Below are 18,318 nucleotides of genomic sequence, written 5' to 3'. Positions count from 1 at the left end.
GTCGGGGCCTGTCCTCGTTCCGGGCCATTCCGGCAGGATTGCTGGATGACCCCGATATCGCGTCGGCCCGTCGCGGGGCCCGGCCAGCACTCCCCCGCACACCTGCTGGACCTCTATGCGCCGGGACAGCTGTTTTCCTGGCCCGAGTTGCAGTCCATGGCCGCCGACGGCGTACTGACCCACCTGTACCATCATGGCTATACGCTGCCGGGAGCACCCTCTTCGCCGCAGCTGCGCGCGCGAGCCGCTGCGTTGGCCGTGCCGCCAGCCTTCCGGCAGCGTGTGGTCGCAGGACGGATGACAGCCGCCTGGATCTACGGCTGCGCCCGTGAACCGGACCGCTTGGCCCTCCTGGTGGATGCCAAACGTCGGATCTCCAGCCTGCGGTCCACCCGCGGCTGCACTCTCCACGAGGTCCGGCTCGGCCCCTTCGACGTGGTCAGCCTGGGTGGCCTGATGGTTTCAAGCCCGCTGCGCACCGCGCTGGACGTCGCATTGCATGTCGACGCCGAGCGCGCGGTCCCCGCGCTGCGCCAGCTGCTGGAGCGGCCCGAGCTCGATGTCCGGCTCCGGCTCCTCTGCCTGGCCGTGGAGGCGACGCCCAGATTGCCCCACAAGAAGGCAGCGCTGGAAAAGCTCGCCCTAGCTTCGCCGGCGGTTGCCCGTGGTCCGATAGACATCGAAGACGCCGTCGATCCTCCGGACGGCGCTCAGGACGTGGCTCAGGTACTTGGGGTCGCCCATCTCGAAGGCAAACTTTGAGATGGCCACACGGTCGGTTGACGTGTGGACGCTCGCGGCGAGGATGTTCACGTGATTCTCGGACAGAATGCGGGTGACGTCGGACAGGAGCGACTTCCGGTCTAGCGCCTCCACCTGGATTTCCACGAGGAAAACGCTCGACTGGGTCGGAGCCCAGTCAACGTCCACAATCCTGTCGGGCTGGTCCTTGAGGTCGGAGATGTTGGTACAGTCCGTCCGGTGCACGGAAACACCCGAACCGCGAGTGACGAACCCGAGGATGGGGTCCGGCGGCACGGGGGTGCAACAGCGGGCCAGCTTGACCCACACGTCCCCCACACCGCGAACCACCACACCGGAGTCCGAGAAGCGGGCCTTGCTGACCTGCGTGGGAATGCTGACCTCGGTGAGGTCGTCGTCCGGGGTTTCGTTCCCGCCGAGGCTCTCGATGAGCTTTTCCATGACGGACTGCGCCGAGGTGTGCCCGTCTCCCACGCCCGCGTACAGCCCGGAGATGTCCACATATTTGAAATCCTCGGCCACAGCCGCGAGGGCATCATGGGTCATGAGGCGCTGCAGCGGCAGGTTTTGCTTCCGCATGGCGCGTGTCAGCAGTTCCTTGCCGCGGTCAATGGCCTCCTCGCGACGCTCCTTGCTGAACCACTGGCGGATCTTGTTCCGTGCGCGGGCGCTTTTGACGAAATGCTGCCAGTCCTGGCTGGGCCCCGCCCCTTCGGCCTTCGAGGTGAAGATCTCCACCCAGTCGCCGTGGTTGAGCTCGCTGTTGAGCGGCACCAGTTTTCCGTTGACTCTGGCCCCGATGGTCCGGTGGCCCACCTCGGTGTGCACCGCATAGGCAAAGTCCACGGGCGTGGATCCTGCCGGGAGCGCCATGACCTCGCCCTTGGGCGTGAACACGAAGACTTCCCGGGCGTTGATTTCGAAGCGGAGCGAATCCAGGAATTCACCGGGGTCGGACGTTTCCTGCTGCCAGTCCACCAGTGAACGGAGCCAGCCCATGTCGCCGTCGCGGGGACTCCCTGGCCCGGTGGCGGTGCGGTTCGGCTGGTCCTTGTACTTCCAGTGCGCCGCCACACCGTACTCGGCGCGCCGGTGCATCTCGTGCGTGCGGATCTGAATCTCGACAGGCTTGCCGCCCGGGCCGATCACTGTCGTGTGCAGCGACTGGTACATGTTGAACTTGGGCATGGCGATGTAGTCCTTGAACCGCCCGGGCAGCGGGTTCCACCGCGAATGCAGGGTCCCCAGCGCCGCGTAGCAGTCCCGGACGGAGTCCACCAGCACGCGGACACCCATGAGGTCGTTGATGTCGTCGAAGTCCTTGTCGCGGACAATCATCTTTTGGTAAATCGAGTAGTAGTGTTTGGGCCGGCCGGTAATGGTCGCCTTGATCTTGGCCGTGCGAAGATCGTCGGCAATCTGGTTCCGAATGACGCTGAGGCTCTTCTCGCGCTCAGGCGTCCGGTCACCCACCATGCGCACGATTTCCTCGTACACCTTGGGGTACAGCGCGGCGAAGGATAGGTCCTCGAGTTCCCACTTGATGGTGTTCATGCCGAGGCGATGCGCCAGCGGCGCGAAGATTTCCAGTGTTTCGCGGGCCTTGCGCGCCGAGGATTCCGCGGAGACGAAGCGCCACGTCCGCGCGTTGTGCAGCCTGTCCGCAAGCTTGATCATGAGGACCCGGATGTCCTTGGCCATCGCCACGACCATCTTGCGGACCGTCTCCGACTGCGCGGCCTCGCCGAAGCTGACCTTGTCCAGCTTGGTCACGCCGTCCACCAGCATGGCCACTTCTGGGCCGAAGTCTGCCTTCAGGTCGGCGAGGGTGTAAGGCGTGTCTTCCACGGTGTCGTGGAGCAGTGCAGCCGCCAGCGTGGTGCCGCTGAGCCCGAGTTCCGCGAGGATGGTGGCCACGGCTACCGGGTGCGTGATGTAGGGATCGCCGCTCTTGCGCTTCTGTCCCCGGTGGCTCTGCTCCGCGACCACGAAGGCGCGCTGGATGAGGTCAAAGTCCTCTTTGGGGTTGTTCGCCCGGACTGTCCGGAGCAGGGGCTCCAGGATGGGCGAATACGTCGCAGTGCTCCGGCCAGTCAGCCTCGCGAGCCGGGACCGGGTACGTTCACGGCGGCCAGGAAATGTGGGGCGCACGCCCGAGTTGTCCACCGGAACACCCGGACCGGGACGTCCGGCAGCCACCAGACCAGTCGGCGGGCCCTGGCCCGGACCGTTATCCCCGGCAGCCTCTGGCGCCGACGTCGAACGTTCTTCCAATGAAGCACCCCTCACGACCCATTTAATTATTCCAGTCTATTCCCGCCGCGGGCCTCCTCAATAACCGGGACGCTTCCCAGGGCCGGGACCCGACGCAAAAAGGCCGGACGCCGTCATCATGRCGGCATCCGGCCTTCAGCTATCGCTGCTACGCCTTGGCTGGCTCGGCGGTGACCTTGGCGGCACTGTCTGCGCGCCGGTGCTCCACCCGTTGGGCCTGCTTGACGAGCAAAGGTTCTTTCTGGCGCAGCAAGGCATACATCGGCGCGGCGATGAAGATCGTTGCGGCCGTGCCGATGAGGATCCCGACGAACAGTGCCAGCGACAGGTCACGGAGAGTTCCGGCACCGAGCAGTCCGGCACCGATGAACAGGATCGCACCCACGGGCAGGATGGCCACCATCATGGTGTTGATGGACCGCACCAGGGTCTGGTTGACCGCCAGGTTAACCTCTTCGGCAAACGTCCGTCGGGTGGAAGACTCGAGGTCCGCCGTGTTCTCGCGGATCTTGTCGAACACCACCACAGTGTCGTAGAGCGAGTAGCTGAGCACCGTCAAGAAGCCGATGATTGCCGAGGGTGTGACCTCGAAGTCACTCAGGGCATAGACGCCGGCCGTGATGAACATGGTCACGAGCATGCCCGAGATTGCCGAGAGCGACATCTTCCAGGTCCTGAAGTACAGGGCCATCAGGATGGTGGCGAGGGCCACGAACACCACGAGGCCAATCAGGGCCTGCTTTGTGACGTCAGCACCCCATGTGGGACCCACGAACGTGGACGTCACCTCGTTGTCCGTGACGCCGTACGCCGAGGTCAAGCCCTGCTTGATCTTGATGGTTTCATCGTCGGTGAGCTTGTCCGTCTGGATCCGCATCGTGTTGCCGGCGACGTTCGCCACCCTGGGGACGCTTCCCGCCACAACATCGTGCACCGCTTTTTCGCCCAGCGTCGCATCAGTGGTCTTGACGTTGGACACGGTGAATTCCGAGCCGCCGCGGAATTCAATACCCAGGTTGAACCCGCCCTTGGCGACCGGGATCAGAATGGACAGTGCAACGGCGGCGGCGGCAATCAGGAACCAGATCTTCTTGGAACCGACAAAGTTGTAGGAACGCTTGCCCGTGTAGAGCTCATTACCGAATTTGGCGAAACTGGACATTACTTGCCTTCCTTGGCCGGGCCCTTGGAGGAACCCGCAAGCTGGTCCTGCTGCTCAGCGCGGCGGCGTTCAGCGATGGTCATCCGGCGTTCCGCCTCAGCGGCTGCGCCCGTGTTCTTAGCCCGTACCACAGACGGCTTGTCGTCCGGCGTCCGGATCCTGCCGGCGCCCCGGTACAGCGGAACCGCGCCGAGACGCTCAGGGTCAAGGCCGGAGAACTTGTGGCCTTCGCCGAAGAACCGCGTGCGAGCCAGCTGCTGCAGCGTCGGGTGCGTGAACATGAACACGACGATGAGGTCAGCGATGGCTGTCAGGCCAAGGGTGAACGCAAAGCCCCGGACGTTGCCCACGGCCACGAAGTACAGCACGAGCGCCGCCAGGAGGTTGACAGCCTTGGAGGCAAGGACTGTGCGCTTGGCCCGCTTCCAGCCGTTTTCCACGGCGGAAACGAGGCCGCGGCCTTCACGCAGCTCATCGCGGATGCGCTCGAAGTAGACAATGAACGAGTCCGCGGTCTGGCCGATGGACACGATGATGCCGGCCACACCGGCGAGGGACAGCCGGTAGTTTTCGGTCCAGCCGAGGATGGCAATGGCCAGGTATGTCAGGGCACCTGCCACCACAAGGGAGGCGATGGTGACAAATCCGAGGGCGCGGTACTGGAACAGGGAGTAGACGACCACGAGCAGGAGCCCGATCAGGCCGGCCAGCAGACCCATGCGTAGCTGCTCGCCGCCGAGAGTCGCCGAGATCTGCTGCTCGCTCTGGATGTCGAAGCTGATCGGCAGGGCACCGAAGCGCAGCTGGTCGGACAGCGCCTTGGCTGACTTCTCGGTGAATCCGCCGGTAATCTGCGGACGGCCGTCGGTGATGACCGCCTGCGACCGCGGCGCGGAGATGACCTGGTCGTCCAGGACGATGGCGAACTGCGATTTCGGGTCCGAGCCGGTTTCCCCGCCGGCCGTCACATAGAACTGGTTCAGGCGCTCGGTGACCTTCTTGAACTTGGCCGTGCCCTCGCCGTTGAACTGGATATTAACGGCCCACTCATTGGTGACGGCACCCTGCGCGCCCTGCTGGAGCTGGAAAGTGGACCCCTGGATCTCCACGCCCTTGACCTCCACGGGGCCCAGGATGTATTTGATCGCGGGGGTCTGATCGGTGGCAGGCTCGCAGGTCACCAGCGGCTTGGCGGGATCGGAGCGCTGCTGCTTGTCCTGCTCCGGCTTGGCACAGTCGAGTGCCTCGAACTGCTTCTGGACGTCGGCCGTAATCCAGTTGGAGTCACTGCCGTTCTGCGGCTTCGCTGTGGGCTTTGGCAGTTTTGCCGCCGGGGTGCGCTGCGCTGCGGGAACCGCCGCGCCGGGGCCCGTTACCAGAACGGGGCGGAAGTTCATGTCCGCGGAAGCCTGAATCAGGGCACGGGTCTCTGCGGAAGGGGTTCCCGGGAGGCTGACCACCACGTTGCGGCCGGACTGGGTGCTGATTTCAGCTTCCGCCACGCCCGAGCCGTCCACGCGCTGACGGATGATCGCCACGGCCTGGTTGAGCTGCTCCTCGTTGATGTCTGAACCGCCCTCGACCTTGGGCGCCAGGATCATCTGGGTACCGCCTTCAAGGTCTAGCGCGAGCTTGGGTGCCCAGCTTGCCTTTCCGGCCATGGTGCCGCCCGCAAGGACGGCCGTCAGGACAGCCAGGATTACGCCAAGCCAGACCAGCACCCGGAGGGATGGTTTCTTGCGGCCAGTTCGTGCCATTGTCGATCTTTCTATTAATTACGGAGGAGCCGACGGTGCGGGTCAGACACGCTCCGGCGGCCGCCCGCAGCCGTAGATTTGGTACTTAGCGGGACAGAACGCGGCGGCGGACTAAATGTCCTTTTTACCCTCATCGTTGAGGCGCTTCAGGGTCTCGTCCGGGGTTTCGTTGACGGCCGCAGCGCTTCCGTCATCATCGGCGGTGAGGGACGACGCGTCGTCGGGAACTGCCTGCGTCTCGGCAGCGGGCTCGACGATCTTGGTGACGGACTGGCGGTGGACAGTGGCCACGTTGCCCGGTGACAGTTCGAGAAGAACCTTGTTGTTTTCGTCGTCGATCGACACGATGCGGCCGTAGAGGCCGAAACTCGTCATGACCTCGATGCCCGGCGCAAACTGCGACTGGAGCGTGGCCTGCTGCTGCTGTGTCTTCTTGTTGCGGCGGAACATCATGAAGATGAAGAGGCCGAGCATGACGAACAGCAGGATGGTCATGATGTCGATGCCGCCGCCTGCCTGCGGCTGGGTCTGGGCAGAAATATGTCCGAACACAGGGTAGTTCCGTTCTGTACTTGCATAGCTGGTTGACGGCAGCGTCCGTCCCGCACCGCGTTCTCGGGCCAACTCAATGGCCGGCAGCGGCGGCCTGTTGGGGCCAACCACGTAAACAAGACACGAAAACAAAGACACGGACGTGCCGAGCGTCATTCCAGTCTAGAGGGAAAGCTGGAAGGACGCTGCTATTGCGTGCTGGAAACCCGTTCGGACGCTGTTTGTTCATCAGCCGCACCGTCGTCGAACAGGTCCAGGGTCTCCTGCCCGAACACGCCGGCGGGAACGGCGAAGCCCAGATGGGTCCAAGCCGGGGCCATGGCAATACGGCCCCGGGGCGTGCGCCCCAGCAGTCCCTCGCGGACCAGATACGGTTCCGCCACAGTCTCGACAGTCTCCGGTTCTTCCCCCACGGCGATGGCCAGAGTCGACAGGCCGACGGGCCCGCCGCCGAACTTGGTGATGAGCGCCTCCAGGACCGCCCGGTCCAGGCGGTCCAGCCCGCGTTTGTCCACCTCGTACATGTCCAGGGCGGCGGACGCCGACCGGGCGTCAATCTGTTCGATCCCGTGGACGAGTGCCCAGTCCCTGACACGGCGCAGCAGCCGGTTGGCTATGCGCGGAGTACCCCGTGATCTGCCCGCGATTTCGCTGAAGCCCGCGGAGTTCACCTTGAGGTCGAGGAGTCCGGCCGATCTGCGCAGCACGAGCTCGAGCTCTTCGACGGAATAGAACTCCAGGTGCCCCGTGAACCCGAACCTGTCGCGCAGCGGCCCCGGCAGCAGCCCGGCGCGGGTGGTGGCACCGACCAGGGTGAAGGCCGGCAGCTCCAGCGGGATGGCCGTCGCACCGGCCCCCTTGCCCACCACAATGTCTACGCGGAAGTCCTCCATGGCCATGTAGAGCATTTCCTCCGCAGGCCGGGACATCCGGTGGATTTCATCCAGGAAGAGGACCTCGCCCTCGGAGAGGGAAGAAAGGATGGCAGCAAGGTCGCCGGCGTGCTGGATGGCGGGGCCGCTGCTGATCCGCAGAGGGGCATTCATTTCCGCGGCGACAATCATGGCCAGGGTGGTTTTGCCCAGACCCGGCGGACCGGAGAAAAGCACGTGGTCGGCGCTGCGGCCCCGCATGCGGGACGCCTGCAGCACGAGGGAGAGCTGCTTGCGGACCCGGTGCTGGCCCACGAAGTCGTGCAGGTTCTTGGGCCGCAGGGCGGCCTCGATAACTCTTTCCTCGGGTTCCTCTCCCCCGGCCACGAGGGACGGTTCAGCCACGGCTGCCTACCCTGTTGCCGGCGCGGGCGCCGTCCTGGCCAAGCCAGCGCAGGGTGGTCCGCAGGATCTCGGCCACGTTGCCCTGGTCTGCCAGGTCAGGTGCATCGGCCAGCGCCTTGTCGATGCTGCCAGTGGCGTCCTTTTCGGACCAGCCGAGGCTGGTCATGGCAGCGACCACCTGCGGCTTCCAGACCGACTCGCCGGACGGCGACGGGGCCGAACTCGGCGCCGTGCCGTGGGGCACGAGCTTTCCGGCCAGTTCCAGCACGATGCGGCCGGCAACCTTCGGGCCGATGCCTGGAACCTTGGTGAATGTCTTGCTGTCACCGGTGTGTGCAGCCACCCGGATCGCTTCCGGGTCATGGACGGCAAGGACCGCCAGGGCAAGGCGCGGACCCACGCCGCTGACGCTGAGCAGGACGTCGAAGACCTCGCGTTCGTCGTCGCTGGCGAAGCCGAACAGGGTCAGGGAATCCTCCCGCACGATCAGGGATGTGAAGAGCTTCCCTTCCTCGCCCGTGCGGAGCCTGCTGAGGGTCTGCGGCGTGGCGTGGACACTCATGCCGGCGCCGTTGAGATCGATCACGGCGGTGGACAGGCCAACGTGCGCTACGGTTCCGCGGAGAAAACTTATCAAGGCCGAGCTCCTGAACTACCGCCGGCCCAAGACCGACTATCCGAACATATCTACGAATACCCTAGCAAGGGCCCCGGACAATCAGCGCGCACGGCGCGCCTTGGCCTCCGCCTCGGCCCAGGCGCGCTGGGCCGGAGTCAGCGACTGGCTGCCCGGGCCGGTGGTGGCAACCGTGGCCCCGCTGCCGGCCCGCCACGCATGCGTGATGGCGAGGGCAAGCGCATCGGCGGCGTCGGCGGGACGCGGCGGGGAGTCCAGCCGCAGAATCTTGGTCACCAGTTTGGTGACGGCATCCTTATTAGACGTTCCGCTGCCCGTCACCGCCGCTTTGACTTCCGACGGCGTGTGGAGCGCCACCGGGATGCCCCTCCGGGCGGCCGCGGCAATCACGACGCCGGAGGCCTGGGCCACGCCCATGACCGTGCTGACGTTGAGCTGGGAGAAGACCCGCTCCACCGCCAGCACGTGGGGTTCGTACCGGTCGAGCCAGTCATCGATGGCGAGGGCGATGACAAGGAGGCGCTGGTCCAGCGTCTCCTCTGGGGACGTCCCCACCACGCCCACCGCCACCATGGTGGCGCGGCGGTTCTTTTCGACGTCCACCACCCCGATGCCGCACCGTGTGAGGCCCGGATCGACGCCGAGGACGCGAAGGGTCACTCGGCTTCCAGTGCGGCCTGCACTTCGTCGCTGAGGTCGGCGTTGCTGTAAACGTTCTGGACGTCGTCAAGCTCTTCCAGGGCGTCAACCAGCTTCATGAACTTCTTGGCCGCATCCAGGTCGAGGGGCACCTCCATGGACGGAACGAATTCTGCCTCATCGGTGTCGTATTCGATGCCGGCTTCCTTGAGGGCGTCACGGATGGCCTGCAGGTCTGTCGGCTCCGAGTGGATCTCAAAGGTCTCACCGTTGTCCTTGACTTCCTCGGCACCGGCGTCCAGCACGGCCATCAGAACGTCGTCCTCGCCGAGGCCGTTCTTGGGCAGGGTCACCACGCCCTTGCGGGAAAAGAGGTAACTGACAGAACCGGGATCGGCGATGGTGCCGCCGTTGCGGGAAATGGCGAGCCGGACCTCGGACGCGGCACGGTTCTTGTTGTCCGTGAGGCATTCGATCAGCAGCGCAGAACCCTGCGGGCCTCGGCACTCGTACATGATCTCCGTGTAGTCCACGACTTCGCCGGTGAGGCCTGCGCCGCGCTTGATGGCACGGTCGATATTGTCGGCGGGGACCGAGGTCTTCTTCGCCTTCGTTACTGCCAGTTCCAGGCTGGGGTTGCCGGCCAGGTCCGGGCCGCCCATGCGTGCCGCGACTTCGATGTTCTTGATCAGCTTGGCGAACGACTTTGCCCGGCGGCTATCAAGGATGGCCTTCTTGTGCTTGGTCGTTGCCCATTTGGAGTGGCCTGACATGCTTTACGCTTCTCCTCTGATCATGCGGATAAAAAGTTCATGTACGCGCTTCTCCCCCGTCACTTCCGGGTGGAAGGAGGTGGCCAGCAGATGGCCGGAACGCACTGCAACAATTCTAGCTGTCCCTTGCAGATCGGCTGTGTGAGAGGCGTGGGCAGGATCCGCCGGCTCCACCTGGGCCAGCACGTCGACGCCGGGTCCTACGCGCTCCACCCACGGTCCCCGGATGAACACTGCGTGCACGGGCGCCACGCCATTTTCGGTGGCGCTGAAGTCCAGGCCCTTGAAATCCAGATCGGTCTCGAACGATTCGCGCTGGCGGCCGAACGCGTTGCGCCGCACAGTGATGTCGAGTCCGCCGAAGGTCTGCTGGGGATTTCCGGCGAGATCGGTGGCGGGGTCGGCAATGTCATCGGCGAGCAGGATCATTCCGGCACAGGACCCGTAGACCGGAAGGCCATCCGCAATGTGCTTGCGGAGCGGTTCGGCGAGTTCGAAGGCCCGCGCAAGCTTGTCGATGGCGGTGGATTCGCCGCCGGGAATAATGAGCCCGTCCAGTCCGTCAAGCTCCGCGGGCCGGCGGACTCCGACGCCGGTGGCACCGGCCGCTTCGACGGCACGAAGGTGCTCGCGGAAATCGCCCTGGAGCGCCAGGACGCCGATGCGCAAGCCAGAACCGGCACCCGGGGGAACGCGGGGAACCGCGGCAGAAAGGGGATTGGTCATCCAAATATCATAGTGTCCCGGATGCCGGGCGACGCCCCCGCCCGCCCTGCCTGGCCTCATTGCATGCCGCTGCTGGGATATATTACAGAGCATGTTTTCCTTCAGCGTTCCGCTCGGCAAGCTCGTCCGCCGGGTTTCCCGGCTCAGGGGCGGAGGCTCCGCTCTTCCCGGGCTTGTGGTCGAAAAAATCGATCCAGGCTTCATGCAGCGGACACTGTCCACGCTCCCTCATGGCGTGGCGGTGGTGAGCGGAACCAACGGCAAGACAACAACCACCAAAATGGTGGTGGAGCTGCTGGAAAGCCAGGGGCTGAGGGTCTTCACCAACCGCACCGGCAGCAACTTCACCAGAGGCGTGGCCGCCGCACTGCTGGGCGAGGTGGACTGGCGCGGCCGCCTCGAGGCGGACATCGCCGTGCTTGAGCTCGACGAGGCCCACGCCGTGCACTTCGTCAACCGGGTTCCGCCGCGGTTCAGCCTCCTGCTGAACGTGCTGCGCGACCAGCTGGACCGCTTCGGGGAAATCGATAAGACCGCCCAACTGCTTCAGCACATCGCCTCCAAGACCACGGGGACTGTGGTCCTGAACCGTGAGGATCCGCGTGTAGCCAGGATCGCCGCGACCCTGGACGGCCCCGAGGTCCGTTACTTCGGACTGGACGACTCCCTCCTCAGCACCTTCCCCAACGACGACGAACTCCGCGCCGGTCCCGGCAGCCCCGCACCGGCGGCCCTGCCGCAAAAGCCACCTGCCGACGTCGTCCTTCGACGGGTGGGGGCGGACAACGCCGATTTTGAGTACGACGGCGCCACGGTCACCACCGGGATGAAGCTCCGCGGTGTTTACAACATCTTCAACGCGGCCGCGGCCCTGACCCTGGCACGCAGCATCTGCGGCGGGGGCTCGGCGGCGCCGGACCACGCCGCACTGCTGACGGCCCTGTCCCAGGTGGCGCCGGCCTTCGGCCGCGGTGAGAGCCTCGTCGTGGACGGCCTCCCCTTGGACCTCGTGCTGGTCAAGAACCCGAGCGGTTTCCGGCTGGGCCTCCAGTCCTTCCCGGCGGGCGGCTACGCCACCATGATCGCGATCAACGACAACTACGCGGACGGCCGCGATATGTCGTGGCTGTGGGACGTGGATTTTGAGTCGCTGCGGGAGGACGGTGTGGACCAGCTGACTGGCTCCCGCGCTTACGACATGGCACTGCGGCTGCAGTATGACGAGGTCAGCATCAGAGCAGTGCAGACGGACATCGCCCCCGCGCTGGCCGACTTCATCCGGAACGCCCAAGGCAAGCCGAAGCGCGTCTTCTGCACCTACACTGCCATGCTCGCCATCCGCCGCGAACTGTCCAAAATCACCACAGTGGAGGTAGTCTCTTGACCGCCGATTCGGGACACGCTCCCCCGACAACCCCGTCCGCGGACGCCAGCAAAGGCACCATCCGGGTCCTGCAGCTGTATCCCCGCGACATGAACATCTACGGCGACTGGGGCAATGCCCTGGTCCTGCAACAGCGGCTGAAATGGCACGGCTACACTCCGGAACTGCTTGAGTACAACGTGGGGGACGAATTCCCTGACGATGTGGACCTCATTGTCGGCGGCGGCGGGCAGGACAGCGGGCAGTTGGTCATTCAAGACGACCTGCAGTCGCGCGCGGAAACCCTCAGGGGCCTCGCGGAGGACGACACGCCCATGCTGCTGATCTGCGGGACGTACCAGCTGTTCGGGCGCTTCTTCAAGACACGTTCCGGGTCGGTCATTCCCGGCATCGGTGTCCTTGACGTGGAAACGCACGGCACGGATGAACGGCTGATCGGCAATGTCAAGGTCACAACGACGGAGTTCGGCGAGGTTCTCGGCTATGAGAACCACAGCGGCCAGACCACTCTCGGCCCGGGCGTGGCGCCGCTTGGCACCGTACCCAAGGGAACCGGCAACAACAGCAAAGACGGGCAGGAGGGCGCCCGCTACCGCAACATCGTGGCGAGCTACCTTCACGGATCGCTGCTCCCCAAGAACCCGGCCATCGCTGACTACCTGATCCGGACCGCCGTCGAACGCAAGTATGGGAGCTTCACGCCCGGCGGACCGGATGACCGCTATGCGGTTCTTGCCCGCGAGCACGCAATCCGCCGTCCGCGTTAGGCGGGGCGCCCGTCCAAGCGGGTCAGCGCCCCTTGCTGATGAGCAGTTCGTGGGCCCCCGCCGCGGCGGCACCCATCGACTCCACCACCGATTTGGTCCGCTGCCGCGTCTCGGCGTCCGCCGCCGGGCTGGCACAGACGCCCTGCGGCGCGTCCGAAGCCACTGAACACCAGCGGTAGGGAGCATTGACAATGACGGACGGCGCCCAGCCCAGGTCAGAGGCTGTCCATTTTCCCGTGGCGTCCTGGCTGAACTGGGCGCGCACGAGCAGCCCCTCGTTGTTGACCACGTAGGTGGGCGAAAGTTCCGTCACTCCGTTGCCCAGGCCGTATACAATCCAGGTGCCCTTGTATTTCTCAATGGGCAACACCGAGTGCGTGTGGTGGCCGTAGACCATGGTGAACTGGCCGCTGTCCACCAGGGCGTGCGCCACCTCCTGCTGCTGCGCATTCGGTGCGCTGGCATACTCGTCACCAGCGTGCATGACGCCCAGCACAATATCGGCGCCGAGTTTTCTGGCCTTCTTCGCCTTCGCGATCATGGCCGGGGCGTCGAGCATGTCCACCTGCCAGGCCTGCTCCGGGATCTGACCGTTCAGGCCATAGGCGGCCTCAATGACGGCAACCTTTGCGGCCGGCGTCTGCAGGATGAGGACGCCCTGGGACTCCACGGCCGTCCGGTACGACCCCGTGTGCTCGAGCCCCGACGCGTCGAGGACGTCCAGCGTCCGCACGAGTCCCTCCGTGCCCTGGTCAATCGTATGGTTGCTGGCCGTGGTGCACGCGCGGTAGCCCACCGCCTTAGACGCGGCGATGATCTGTGGCGGCACGTTGAAGGAGGGATAGGCGGAGAACGGTCCCTGCGGAAGCGCCACAGGCGTTTCCTGGTGGCAGATGGCGAGATCGCTCTTGTCGATATACCGCCGCTGCCCCTCCAGCAGCGGACCGAAGTCAAGACCCTTGGCGCCGGCTGCCAGTGCGTCCTGCCGTGCCTGCTCCCACAACTGGGCATGGACCAGCATGTCGCCGGTGACCAGGACGGACGTACAGCGGATCGCGGTGCACGCCGGGCCGGCGCCCGGCGTCGGGGTCGGTTTGGGCGTAGGGGCGGCGGCGGACGCGGCCGAACTGCCCGGCGCCGCGCTGGCGGTGTCCGGGGGGCTGGCCTGCCTGGTGTCCTGAGGCCTGCCTTGTCCGGCAATCACGCCGCAGGACGCCAGTGATGCAACAAGTGCTGCCGCGGCGGCAGCACGGGCCGTCCGGCGGAAGAGTACGCTCCCTGTTTTCCCCATGGCCGCAATCCTACGGCGGGCCCCTGACGGAACCTGCACTCAAAACACGGTGGACACCATTGAGAACGCGTCTCCTGCATGAAAGTGTTGCTTCATGACTAATCCACTGCTGAGCCCGAGTGAACTGCCGTTCGGGCTGCCGCCGTTTGCGGACATAACAGACGCCCACTACGCCGAAGCTGTCGATGCCGGTCTGGCCGAACACCTGGCTGAGATCCAGGCCATTGTGGACAACGCCGCGCCGGCCACCTTTGAAAACACCGCCGTGGCCATGGAACGGTCGGGAGGCCTGCTCCAGCGTGCTGCCGCGTCCTTCTTCACACTGGTATCGGCAGACGCCTCGGACGCCATCCGCGACCTCGAAACCGAGCTCTCTCCCCGCTTTGCCGCCCACCAGGATGCCGTCTACCTCAACCGCGGACTCTATGAGCGCTTCGCCGACATCGATACGGAGGGCCTCGACGCGGAGTCGGCGCGGCTCGTGGAGGAATACCTCAAGGAATTCCGCCAGTCCGGGATCCAGCTGGACGACGCCGGCCAGGAGAAGCTCAAGTCACTGAATGCGGAACTTTCCCGGCTGGGCACGGAATTCGGGCAGCGCGTCAAGGAAGGGATGAAGTCGGCAGCCCTGCTTCTGGACGATGCCGGGGACCTGGCCGGCCTGCCGGCGGATGAGGTCGCCAGCGCCGCCGAAGCAGCCCGCGTGGCGGGCCACGAGGGCAAATTCCTCCTGACCCTCATCCAGCCGAGCAACCAGCCCGCCCTGGCAGCTCTGGAGAACCGCGAGGTCCGCCGCCGCCTGCACGAGGCCTCCGTAGCCCGGGGAAGCAGCGGAGGCAGCCTTGACGTCCTCGACCTCGTAAAGTCCATGGTGCAGCTGCGTGCCGAGAAGGCTGAGCTTTTGGGTTTCGCCAACTACGCCGAACTCGTGGTGGACCGGCAGACCGCGCCGGACTTCGAGGCGGTGCGGACCATGCTCAACCGGCTGGCCCCGCCGGCCGTCCGGAACGCTGACGCCGAAGCCGCCGCCCTGGCCGAGAGCGCCGGGCACCCGCTGGAGGCCTGGGACTGGTCGTATTACTCCGCCAAGGTGCGCCTGGAACGCTACTCCGTGGACGAGCAAGCCATCCGGCCCTACTTCGAACTGGACCGGGTCCTGGTGGACGGCGTATTTTTTGCCGCGACGTCGCTTTACGGCATCTCCTTCCAGGAACGCAAAGACCTCGCCAGCTACCACCCGGACGTCCGCGTCTGGGAGGTGCGCAACGAGGACGGCACCGAACTGGGACTCTTCCTGGGCGACTATTACACGAGGGAATCCAAGCGCGGCGGAGCCTGGATGAATTCACTGGTTGAGCAGTCTGATCTCCTTGGCGCCAAACCTGTGGTGATCAATAACCTGAACATCTCCAAACCGCCTGCCGGGGAACCCACGCTGCTGACGCTGGATGAAGTCCGCACCACCTTCCACGAATTCGGGCACGCCCTGCACGGGCTGTTCTCCCGTGTCACCTATCCGCGATTCTCAGGGACCAACGTGCCCCGTGACTTCGTGGAATACCCGTCCCAGGTGAACGAAATGTGGATCATGTGGCCCGAGGTCCTGGCCAATTACGCCCGCCATCACGCCACCGGAGATCCACTTCCCCAGAACATTATCGACAGGCTGAATGAGTCCCGGCTGTGGGGCGAGGGCTTTGCCACCACGGAATACCTCGGCGCCGCCCTGCTTGATCTGGCCTGGCACGTGCTGGATCCCGGCAGCGTTCCGCAGGACGCGCAGGAGTTCGAGGCGAAGGCCCTGGCCGCAGCCGGAGTCGCGCACGCCCTCATTCCGCCCCGGTACCGGACCGGCTACTTCCAGCACATCTTCGCTGGGGACGGCTACGCGGCCGGCTACTACTCGTACATCTGGAGTGAGGTGCTCGACGCCGAAACGGTGGACTGGTTCAGTGAAAATGGTGGCCTCACCCGTGCCAACGGCGAGCGTTTCCGCAATGATCTCCTGTCCCGCGGGAACAGCAGGGACCCGCTGGCGTCCTTCCGCACGCTCCGCGGCCGCGACGCTGCCCTGGAGCCGCTCCTGAAGCGCCGCGGCCTGGAATAAGAACATCGATTGCTCCGCAACTGCCCTTTTCGACGCTCTAAAGGGCAGTTACGGAGCAATCGACGGGCAAAGCAGTACGACGGCGGCCGCACGCTGGGCGGGGTTGCCGGACTTGAAGATGCCGGATCCGACGAACACGCCGTCGGCGCCGAGCTGCATCATCATGGCGGCGTCAGCCGGGGTGGCAATGCCGCCAGCGGTGAACAGCACCACGGGGAGCTTGCCGGTGGTGGCGATTTCCTTGACCAGTTCGTACGGGGCCTGCAGTTCCTTGGCCGCGACGTACAGCTCGTCCTCGGGGAGGGCGGCGAGCTTGAGGATCTCGGCGCGGATCTGGCGCATGTGCGTGGTGGCGTTGGAGACATCTCCGGTGCCGGCCTCGCCCTTGGAGCGGATCATGGCCGCGCCCTCGTTGATGCGGCGCAGGGCCTCACCGAGGTTGGTGGCGCCGCAGACGAAGGGAACGGTGAAGTTCCACTTGTCGATGTGGTTGGTGTAATCGGCCGGGGTCAGGACCTCGGACTCGTCGATGTAGTCCACGCCGAGCGACTGCAGGATCTGCGCCTCGACGAAGTGGCCGATGCGGGCCTTGGCCATGACCGGGACGGAGACGGCGTCGATGATCTTGTCGATCATGTCCGGATCGGACATGCGGGACACGCCGCCCTGGGCGCGGATGTCGGCCGGAACGCGCTCAAGCGCCATGACAGCAACGGCACCGGCGTCTTCGGCGATGCGGGCCTGTTCGACGTTGACGACGTCCATGATGACGCCGCCCTTGAGCATCTCTGCCATGCCGCGCTTGACGCGGTTGCTGCCCGTGACGCTGTTGGCGGACGAGCCGGCTTCGCTGCTTACATCAGGTGTAGACACAAAAACCCCTATGGGTAGATAGATGACCTTCGCCGGGAGTGCAGGTGGCACGGCAATGCCGTAATTCGCACACACCGGATTACCGGATCCATTGACCAGGCAGTCCTAATACTAGTCCCACCGCGGCAGCCCGGCTTAATCAGGATGGCCGGGTGTCTTCGCAGGCCTGGCGCCGGACTGCCAGCACACGTTGGACCACCGTGGCGAGGCTCGCCACGCCCAGCAGAACGAGGGTCACGAACAGCACGATGCTCGGCAGCCCCAGGCCGGTGAATCCGGTGACGACAAGCACGGAGACCAGCCGCTCGGCTCGTTCGGCGATGCCCACGTTCGCCTGGAACCCGAGAGATTCCGCCTTGGCCCTGACGTAGGACACCACCATGCCCAGGACAAGGCAGACGACGGCGGCCACGGCTATCGCCGTCTCCCCGCCGCCGGTGAAAAACCATATGGTGAGGCCGGCAAAGAGCGCCCCGTCGGCCACGCGGTCCAGCGTCGAGTCGAGGAAATTCCCCCAAGGGCCACCCCGGTCCTGCAGCCGCGCCATGATGCCGTCGATGACATCGGAGAAGATGAAGGCCGTGATGAAGATCGTCCCCCACCAGAGCTGCCCCAGCGGGTAAAACACTAGAGCGCCCACCACCACACCGGCCGTTCCCACGATGGTGATGGCGTCCGGCGAAACGCCAATTTTGAGCAGCCAGCGGGCAAGCGGGGAGAACAGCGCGGTGAAGAAACCGCGGGCATGCCTATTCAGCATGCGTCTCCCCTGGCCAGGCCTCGGCAACCTGCTGGCGGACTTCATCGAGCGTCTGGGTGATGGCCTTGGTCTGGGCAATGATCGGGAAGAAGTTCCCGTCCCCGCCCCAGCGCGGAACGATGTGCTGGTGCAGGTGCCCGGCGATGCCTGCGCCGCCCACTACCCCCTGGTTCATGCCCAGGTTGAAGCCGCCGGGGTTCGCCACCTTCCGCAGCACGCGCATGGCGGTCTGGGTGAGGTCGGCGAATTCGGCGGTCTCCTCAACGGTCAGGTCCGTGTAATCCGGAACGTGGCGGAAGGGGCAGACCAGCAGGTGGCCCGGGTTGTACGGGAAGAGGTTCAGCACCACGTAGCTGGTGCGGCCGCGGTACACGATCAGGGATTCCTCATCGGTGCGTGCCGGGGCCACACAAAAGGGGCAGTCGTCCTGGTTCTTGAACTGGTGCTGGCCACCCTTGATGTACGCCATGCGGTGCGGAGTCCACAGGCGCTGGAAGGCATCCGGAACGCCGGCGAGGCCAAAGTCGTCCGTCACCTCGGCGTCGCCCGGATAGCCTGCGCCTGTGTTCTCCTGCAC

General features: G+C 65.3%; 16 protein-coding genes and 1 pseudogene. 4 read left to right on the top strand and 13 right to left on the bottom strand.

All coding sequences use genetic code 11. The annotated features are described in order from the left end of the window. Positions 1-45: 45 nt before the first annotated feature. Positions 46-762 carry a hypothetical protein gene (locus tag AC1D14_RS05935; RefSeq protein ID WP_476968195.1) on the top strand — a complete coding sequence of 239 codons (717 nt, stop codon included), beginning with the start codon at positions 46-48 and terminating at the stop codon, positions 760-762. Here the strand turns inward: AC1D14_RS05935 and AC1D14_RS05930 are convergent. The 9 genes from AC1D14_RS05930 to pdxT all read right to left on the bottom strand — a co-directional run bounded on the left by AC1D14_RS05930 (position 643) and on the right by pdxT (position 10,559). After that, the gene (locus AC1D14_RS05930; protein ID WP_230118022.1) at positions 643-3,036 is read right to left on the bottom strand and encodes a RelA/SpoT family protein; all 2,394 of its coding nucleotides are present in this window, start codon (positions 3,034-3,036) and stop codon (positions 643-645) included. The genes AC1D14_RS05935 and AC1D14_RS05930 overlap by 120 nt on opposite strands. Before the next feature lie 148 nt (positions 3,037-3,184). Next, positions 3,185-4,198: a protein translocase subunit SecF gene (secF, locus tag AC1D14_RS05925; RefSeq protein WP_230118023.1), complete on the bottom strand. Its 1,014-nt coding sequence runs from the start codon at positions 4,196-4,198 to the stop codon at positions 3,185-3,187. After that, the gene (gene secD, locus AC1D14_RS05920; protein ID WP_230118024.1) at positions 4,198-5,955 is read right to left on the bottom strand and encodes a protein translocase subunit SecD; all 1,758 of its coding nucleotides are present in this window, start codon (positions 5,953-5,955) and stop codon (positions 4,198-4,200) included. Before secD ends, secF begins: the two co-directional genes overlap by 1 nt. A gap of 111 nt (positions 5,956-6,066) precedes the next feature. Further along, positions 6,067-6,450 carry a preprotein translocase subunit YajC gene (gene yajC / locus AC1D14_RS05915; RefSeq protein WP_230118081.1) on the bottom strand — a complete coding sequence of 128 codons (384 nt, stop codon included), beginning with the start codon at positions 6,448-6,450 and terminating at the stop codon, positions 6,067-6,069. Between the two features lie 245 nt (positions 6,451-6,695). Further along, complete coding sequence (gene ruvB / locus AC1D14_RS05910; RefSeq protein WP_230118025.1) at positions 6,696-7,784, bottom strand: Holliday junction branch migration DNA helicase RuvB; 1,089 nt, start codon at positions 7,782-7,784, stop codon at positions 6,696-6,698. Continuing rightward, positions 7,777-8,421 (bottom strand): Holliday junction branch migration protein RuvA, encoded by a 645-nt coding sequence (ruvA, locus tag AC1D14_RS05905; RefSeq protein WP_230118026.1) that lies wholly within the window; start codon positions 8,419-8,421, stop codon positions 7,777-7,779. The genes ruvB and ruvA overlap by 8 nt, the downstream gene beginning before the upstream one ends. Positions 8,422-8,502: 81 nt before the next feature. Further along, a complete protein-coding gene (gene ruvC / locus AC1D14_RS05900; protein ID WP_230118027.1) occupies positions 8,503-9,081 on the bottom strand; it encodes a crossover junction endodeoxyribonuclease RuvC in 579 nt (192 codons plus the stop codon). Next, positions 9,078-9,833: a YebC/PmpR family DNA-binding transcriptional regulator gene (locus AC1D14_RS05895; protein ID WP_230118028.1), complete on the bottom strand. Its 756-nt coding sequence runs from the start codon at positions 9,831-9,833 to the stop codon at positions 9,078-9,080. Before AC1D14_RS05895 ends, ruvC begins: the two co-directional genes overlap by 4 nt. A gap of 3 nt (positions 9,834-9,836) precedes the next feature. Continuing rightward, positions 9,837-10,559 (bottom strand): pyridoxal 5'-phosphate synthase glutaminase subunit PdxT, encoded by a 723-nt coding sequence (pdxT, locus tag AC1D14_RS05890; RefSeq protein WP_230118029.1) that lies wholly within the window; start codon positions 10,557-10,559, stop codon positions 9,837-9,839. Positions 10,560-10,650: 91 nt separating this feature from the next. Between pdxT and AC1D14_RS05885 the strand changes: the two genes are divergently transcribed. Together AC1D14_RS05885 and AC1D14_RS05880 are read left to right on the top strand one after the other, a co-directional pair. After that, positions 10,651-11,943 (top strand): Mur ligase family protein, encoded by a 1,293-nt coding sequence (locus tag AC1D14_RS05885; RefSeq protein WP_230118030.1) that lies wholly within the window; start codon positions 10,651-10,653, stop codon positions 11,941-11,943. Then, entirely contained in the window at positions 11,940-12,710 is a 771-nt protein-coding gene (locus AC1D14_RS05880; RefSeq protein ID WP_290369729.1) for a type 1 glutamine amidotransferase, read from the top strand. The genes AC1D14_RS05885 and AC1D14_RS05880 overlap by 4 nt, the downstream gene beginning before the upstream one ends. Before the next feature lie 22 nt (positions 12,711-12,732). Here AC1D14_RS05880 and AC1D14_RS05875 read toward each other — a convergent pair whose 3' ends face one another. Then, positions 12,733-14,001, bottom strand: coding sequence for a CapA family protein (locus AC1D14_RS05875; protein WP_476881371.1), 1,269 nt, complete (start codon positions 13,999-14,001; stop codon positions 12,733-12,735). A 94-nt stretch (positions 14,002-14,095) separates the two neighbouring features. Between AC1D14_RS05875 and AC1D14_RS05870 the strand changes: the two genes are divergently transcribed. Next, on the top strand, positions 14,096-16,108 hold the full coding sequence (locus tag AC1D14_RS05870) for a M3 family metallopeptidase (RefSeq protein ID WP_476968194.1): 2,013 nt from the start codon (positions 14,096-14,098) through the stop codon (positions 16,106-16,108). A gap of 75 nt (positions 16,109-16,183) precedes the next feature. Here the strand turns inward: AC1D14_RS05870 and pdxS are convergent. The 3 genes and pseudogenes from pdxS to AC1D14_RS05855 form a co-directional block, all read right to left on the bottom strand. Further along, positions 16,184-16,981: pseudogene (pdxS, locus tag AC1D14_RS05865) on the bottom strand (pyridoxal 5'-phosphate synthase lyase subunit PdxS); the annotation flags it as partial. A 139-nt stretch (positions 16,982-17,120) separates the two neighbouring features. Then, positions 17,121-17,741: a phosphatidylinositol phosphate synthase gene (gene pgsA, locus AC1D14_RS05860; protein ID WP_476881372.1), complete on the bottom strand. Its 621-nt coding sequence runs from the start codon at positions 17,739-17,741 to the stop codon at positions 17,121-17,123. Beyond that, positions 17,731-18,318 (bottom strand): HIT family protein, encoded by a 588-nt coding sequence (locus AC1D14_RS05855; protein ID WP_230118034.1) that lies wholly within the window; start codon positions 18,316-18,318, stop codon positions 17,731-17,733. The genes pgsA and AC1D14_RS05855 overlap by 11 nt, the downstream gene beginning before the upstream one ends.

The organism is Arthrobacter sp. P1_B11 (assembly GCF_056406715.1).
Note: the sequence above shows the minus strand (reverse complement) of the source record. Positions and strands in the feature narration are given on the sequence as shown.

Bases quoted from the DNA above. Each gene is read 5' to 3' on its own strand.
- pgsA (WP_476881372.1), bottom strand. From the start codon at position 17,741: ATGCTGAATAGGCATGCCCGCGGTTTCTTCACCGCGCTGTTCTCCCCG.
- yajC (WP_230118081.1), bottom strand. From the start codon at position 6,450: ATGACCATCCTGCTGTTCGTCATGCTCGGCCTCTTCATCTTCATGATG.
- AC1D14_RS05935 (WP_476968195.1), top strand. From the start codon at position 46: ATGACCCCGATATCGCGTCGGCCCGTCGCGGGGCCCGGCCAGCACTCC.
- pdxT (WP_230118029.1), bottom strand. From the start codon at position 10,559: ATGACCAATCCCCTTTCTGCCGCGGTTCCCCGCGTTCCCCCGGGTGCC.
- secD (WP_230118024.1), bottom strand. From the start codon at position 5,955: ATGGCACGAACTGGCCGCAAGAAACCATCCCTCCGGGTGCTGGTCTGG.
- AC1D14_RS05895 (WP_230118028.1), bottom strand. From the start codon at position 9,833: ATGTCAGGCCACTCCAAATGGGCAACGACCAAGCACAAGAAGGCCATC.
- AC1D14_RS05870 (WP_476968194.1), top strand. From the start codon at position 14,096: ATGACTAATCCACTGCTGAGCCCGAGTGAACTGCCGTTCGGGCTGCCG.
- AC1D14_RS05875 (WP_476881371.1), bottom strand. From the start codon at position 14,001: ATGGGGAAAACAGGGAGCGTACTCTTCCGCCGGACGGCCCGTGCTGCC.
- AC1D14_RS05885 (WP_230118030.1), top strand. From the start codon at position 10,651: ATGTTTTCCTTCAGCGTTCCGCTCGGCAAGCTCGTCCGCCGGGTTTCC.
- secF (WP_230118023.1), bottom strand. From the start codon at position 4,198: ATGTCCAGTTTCGCCAAATTCGGTAATGAGCTCTACACGGGCAAGCGT.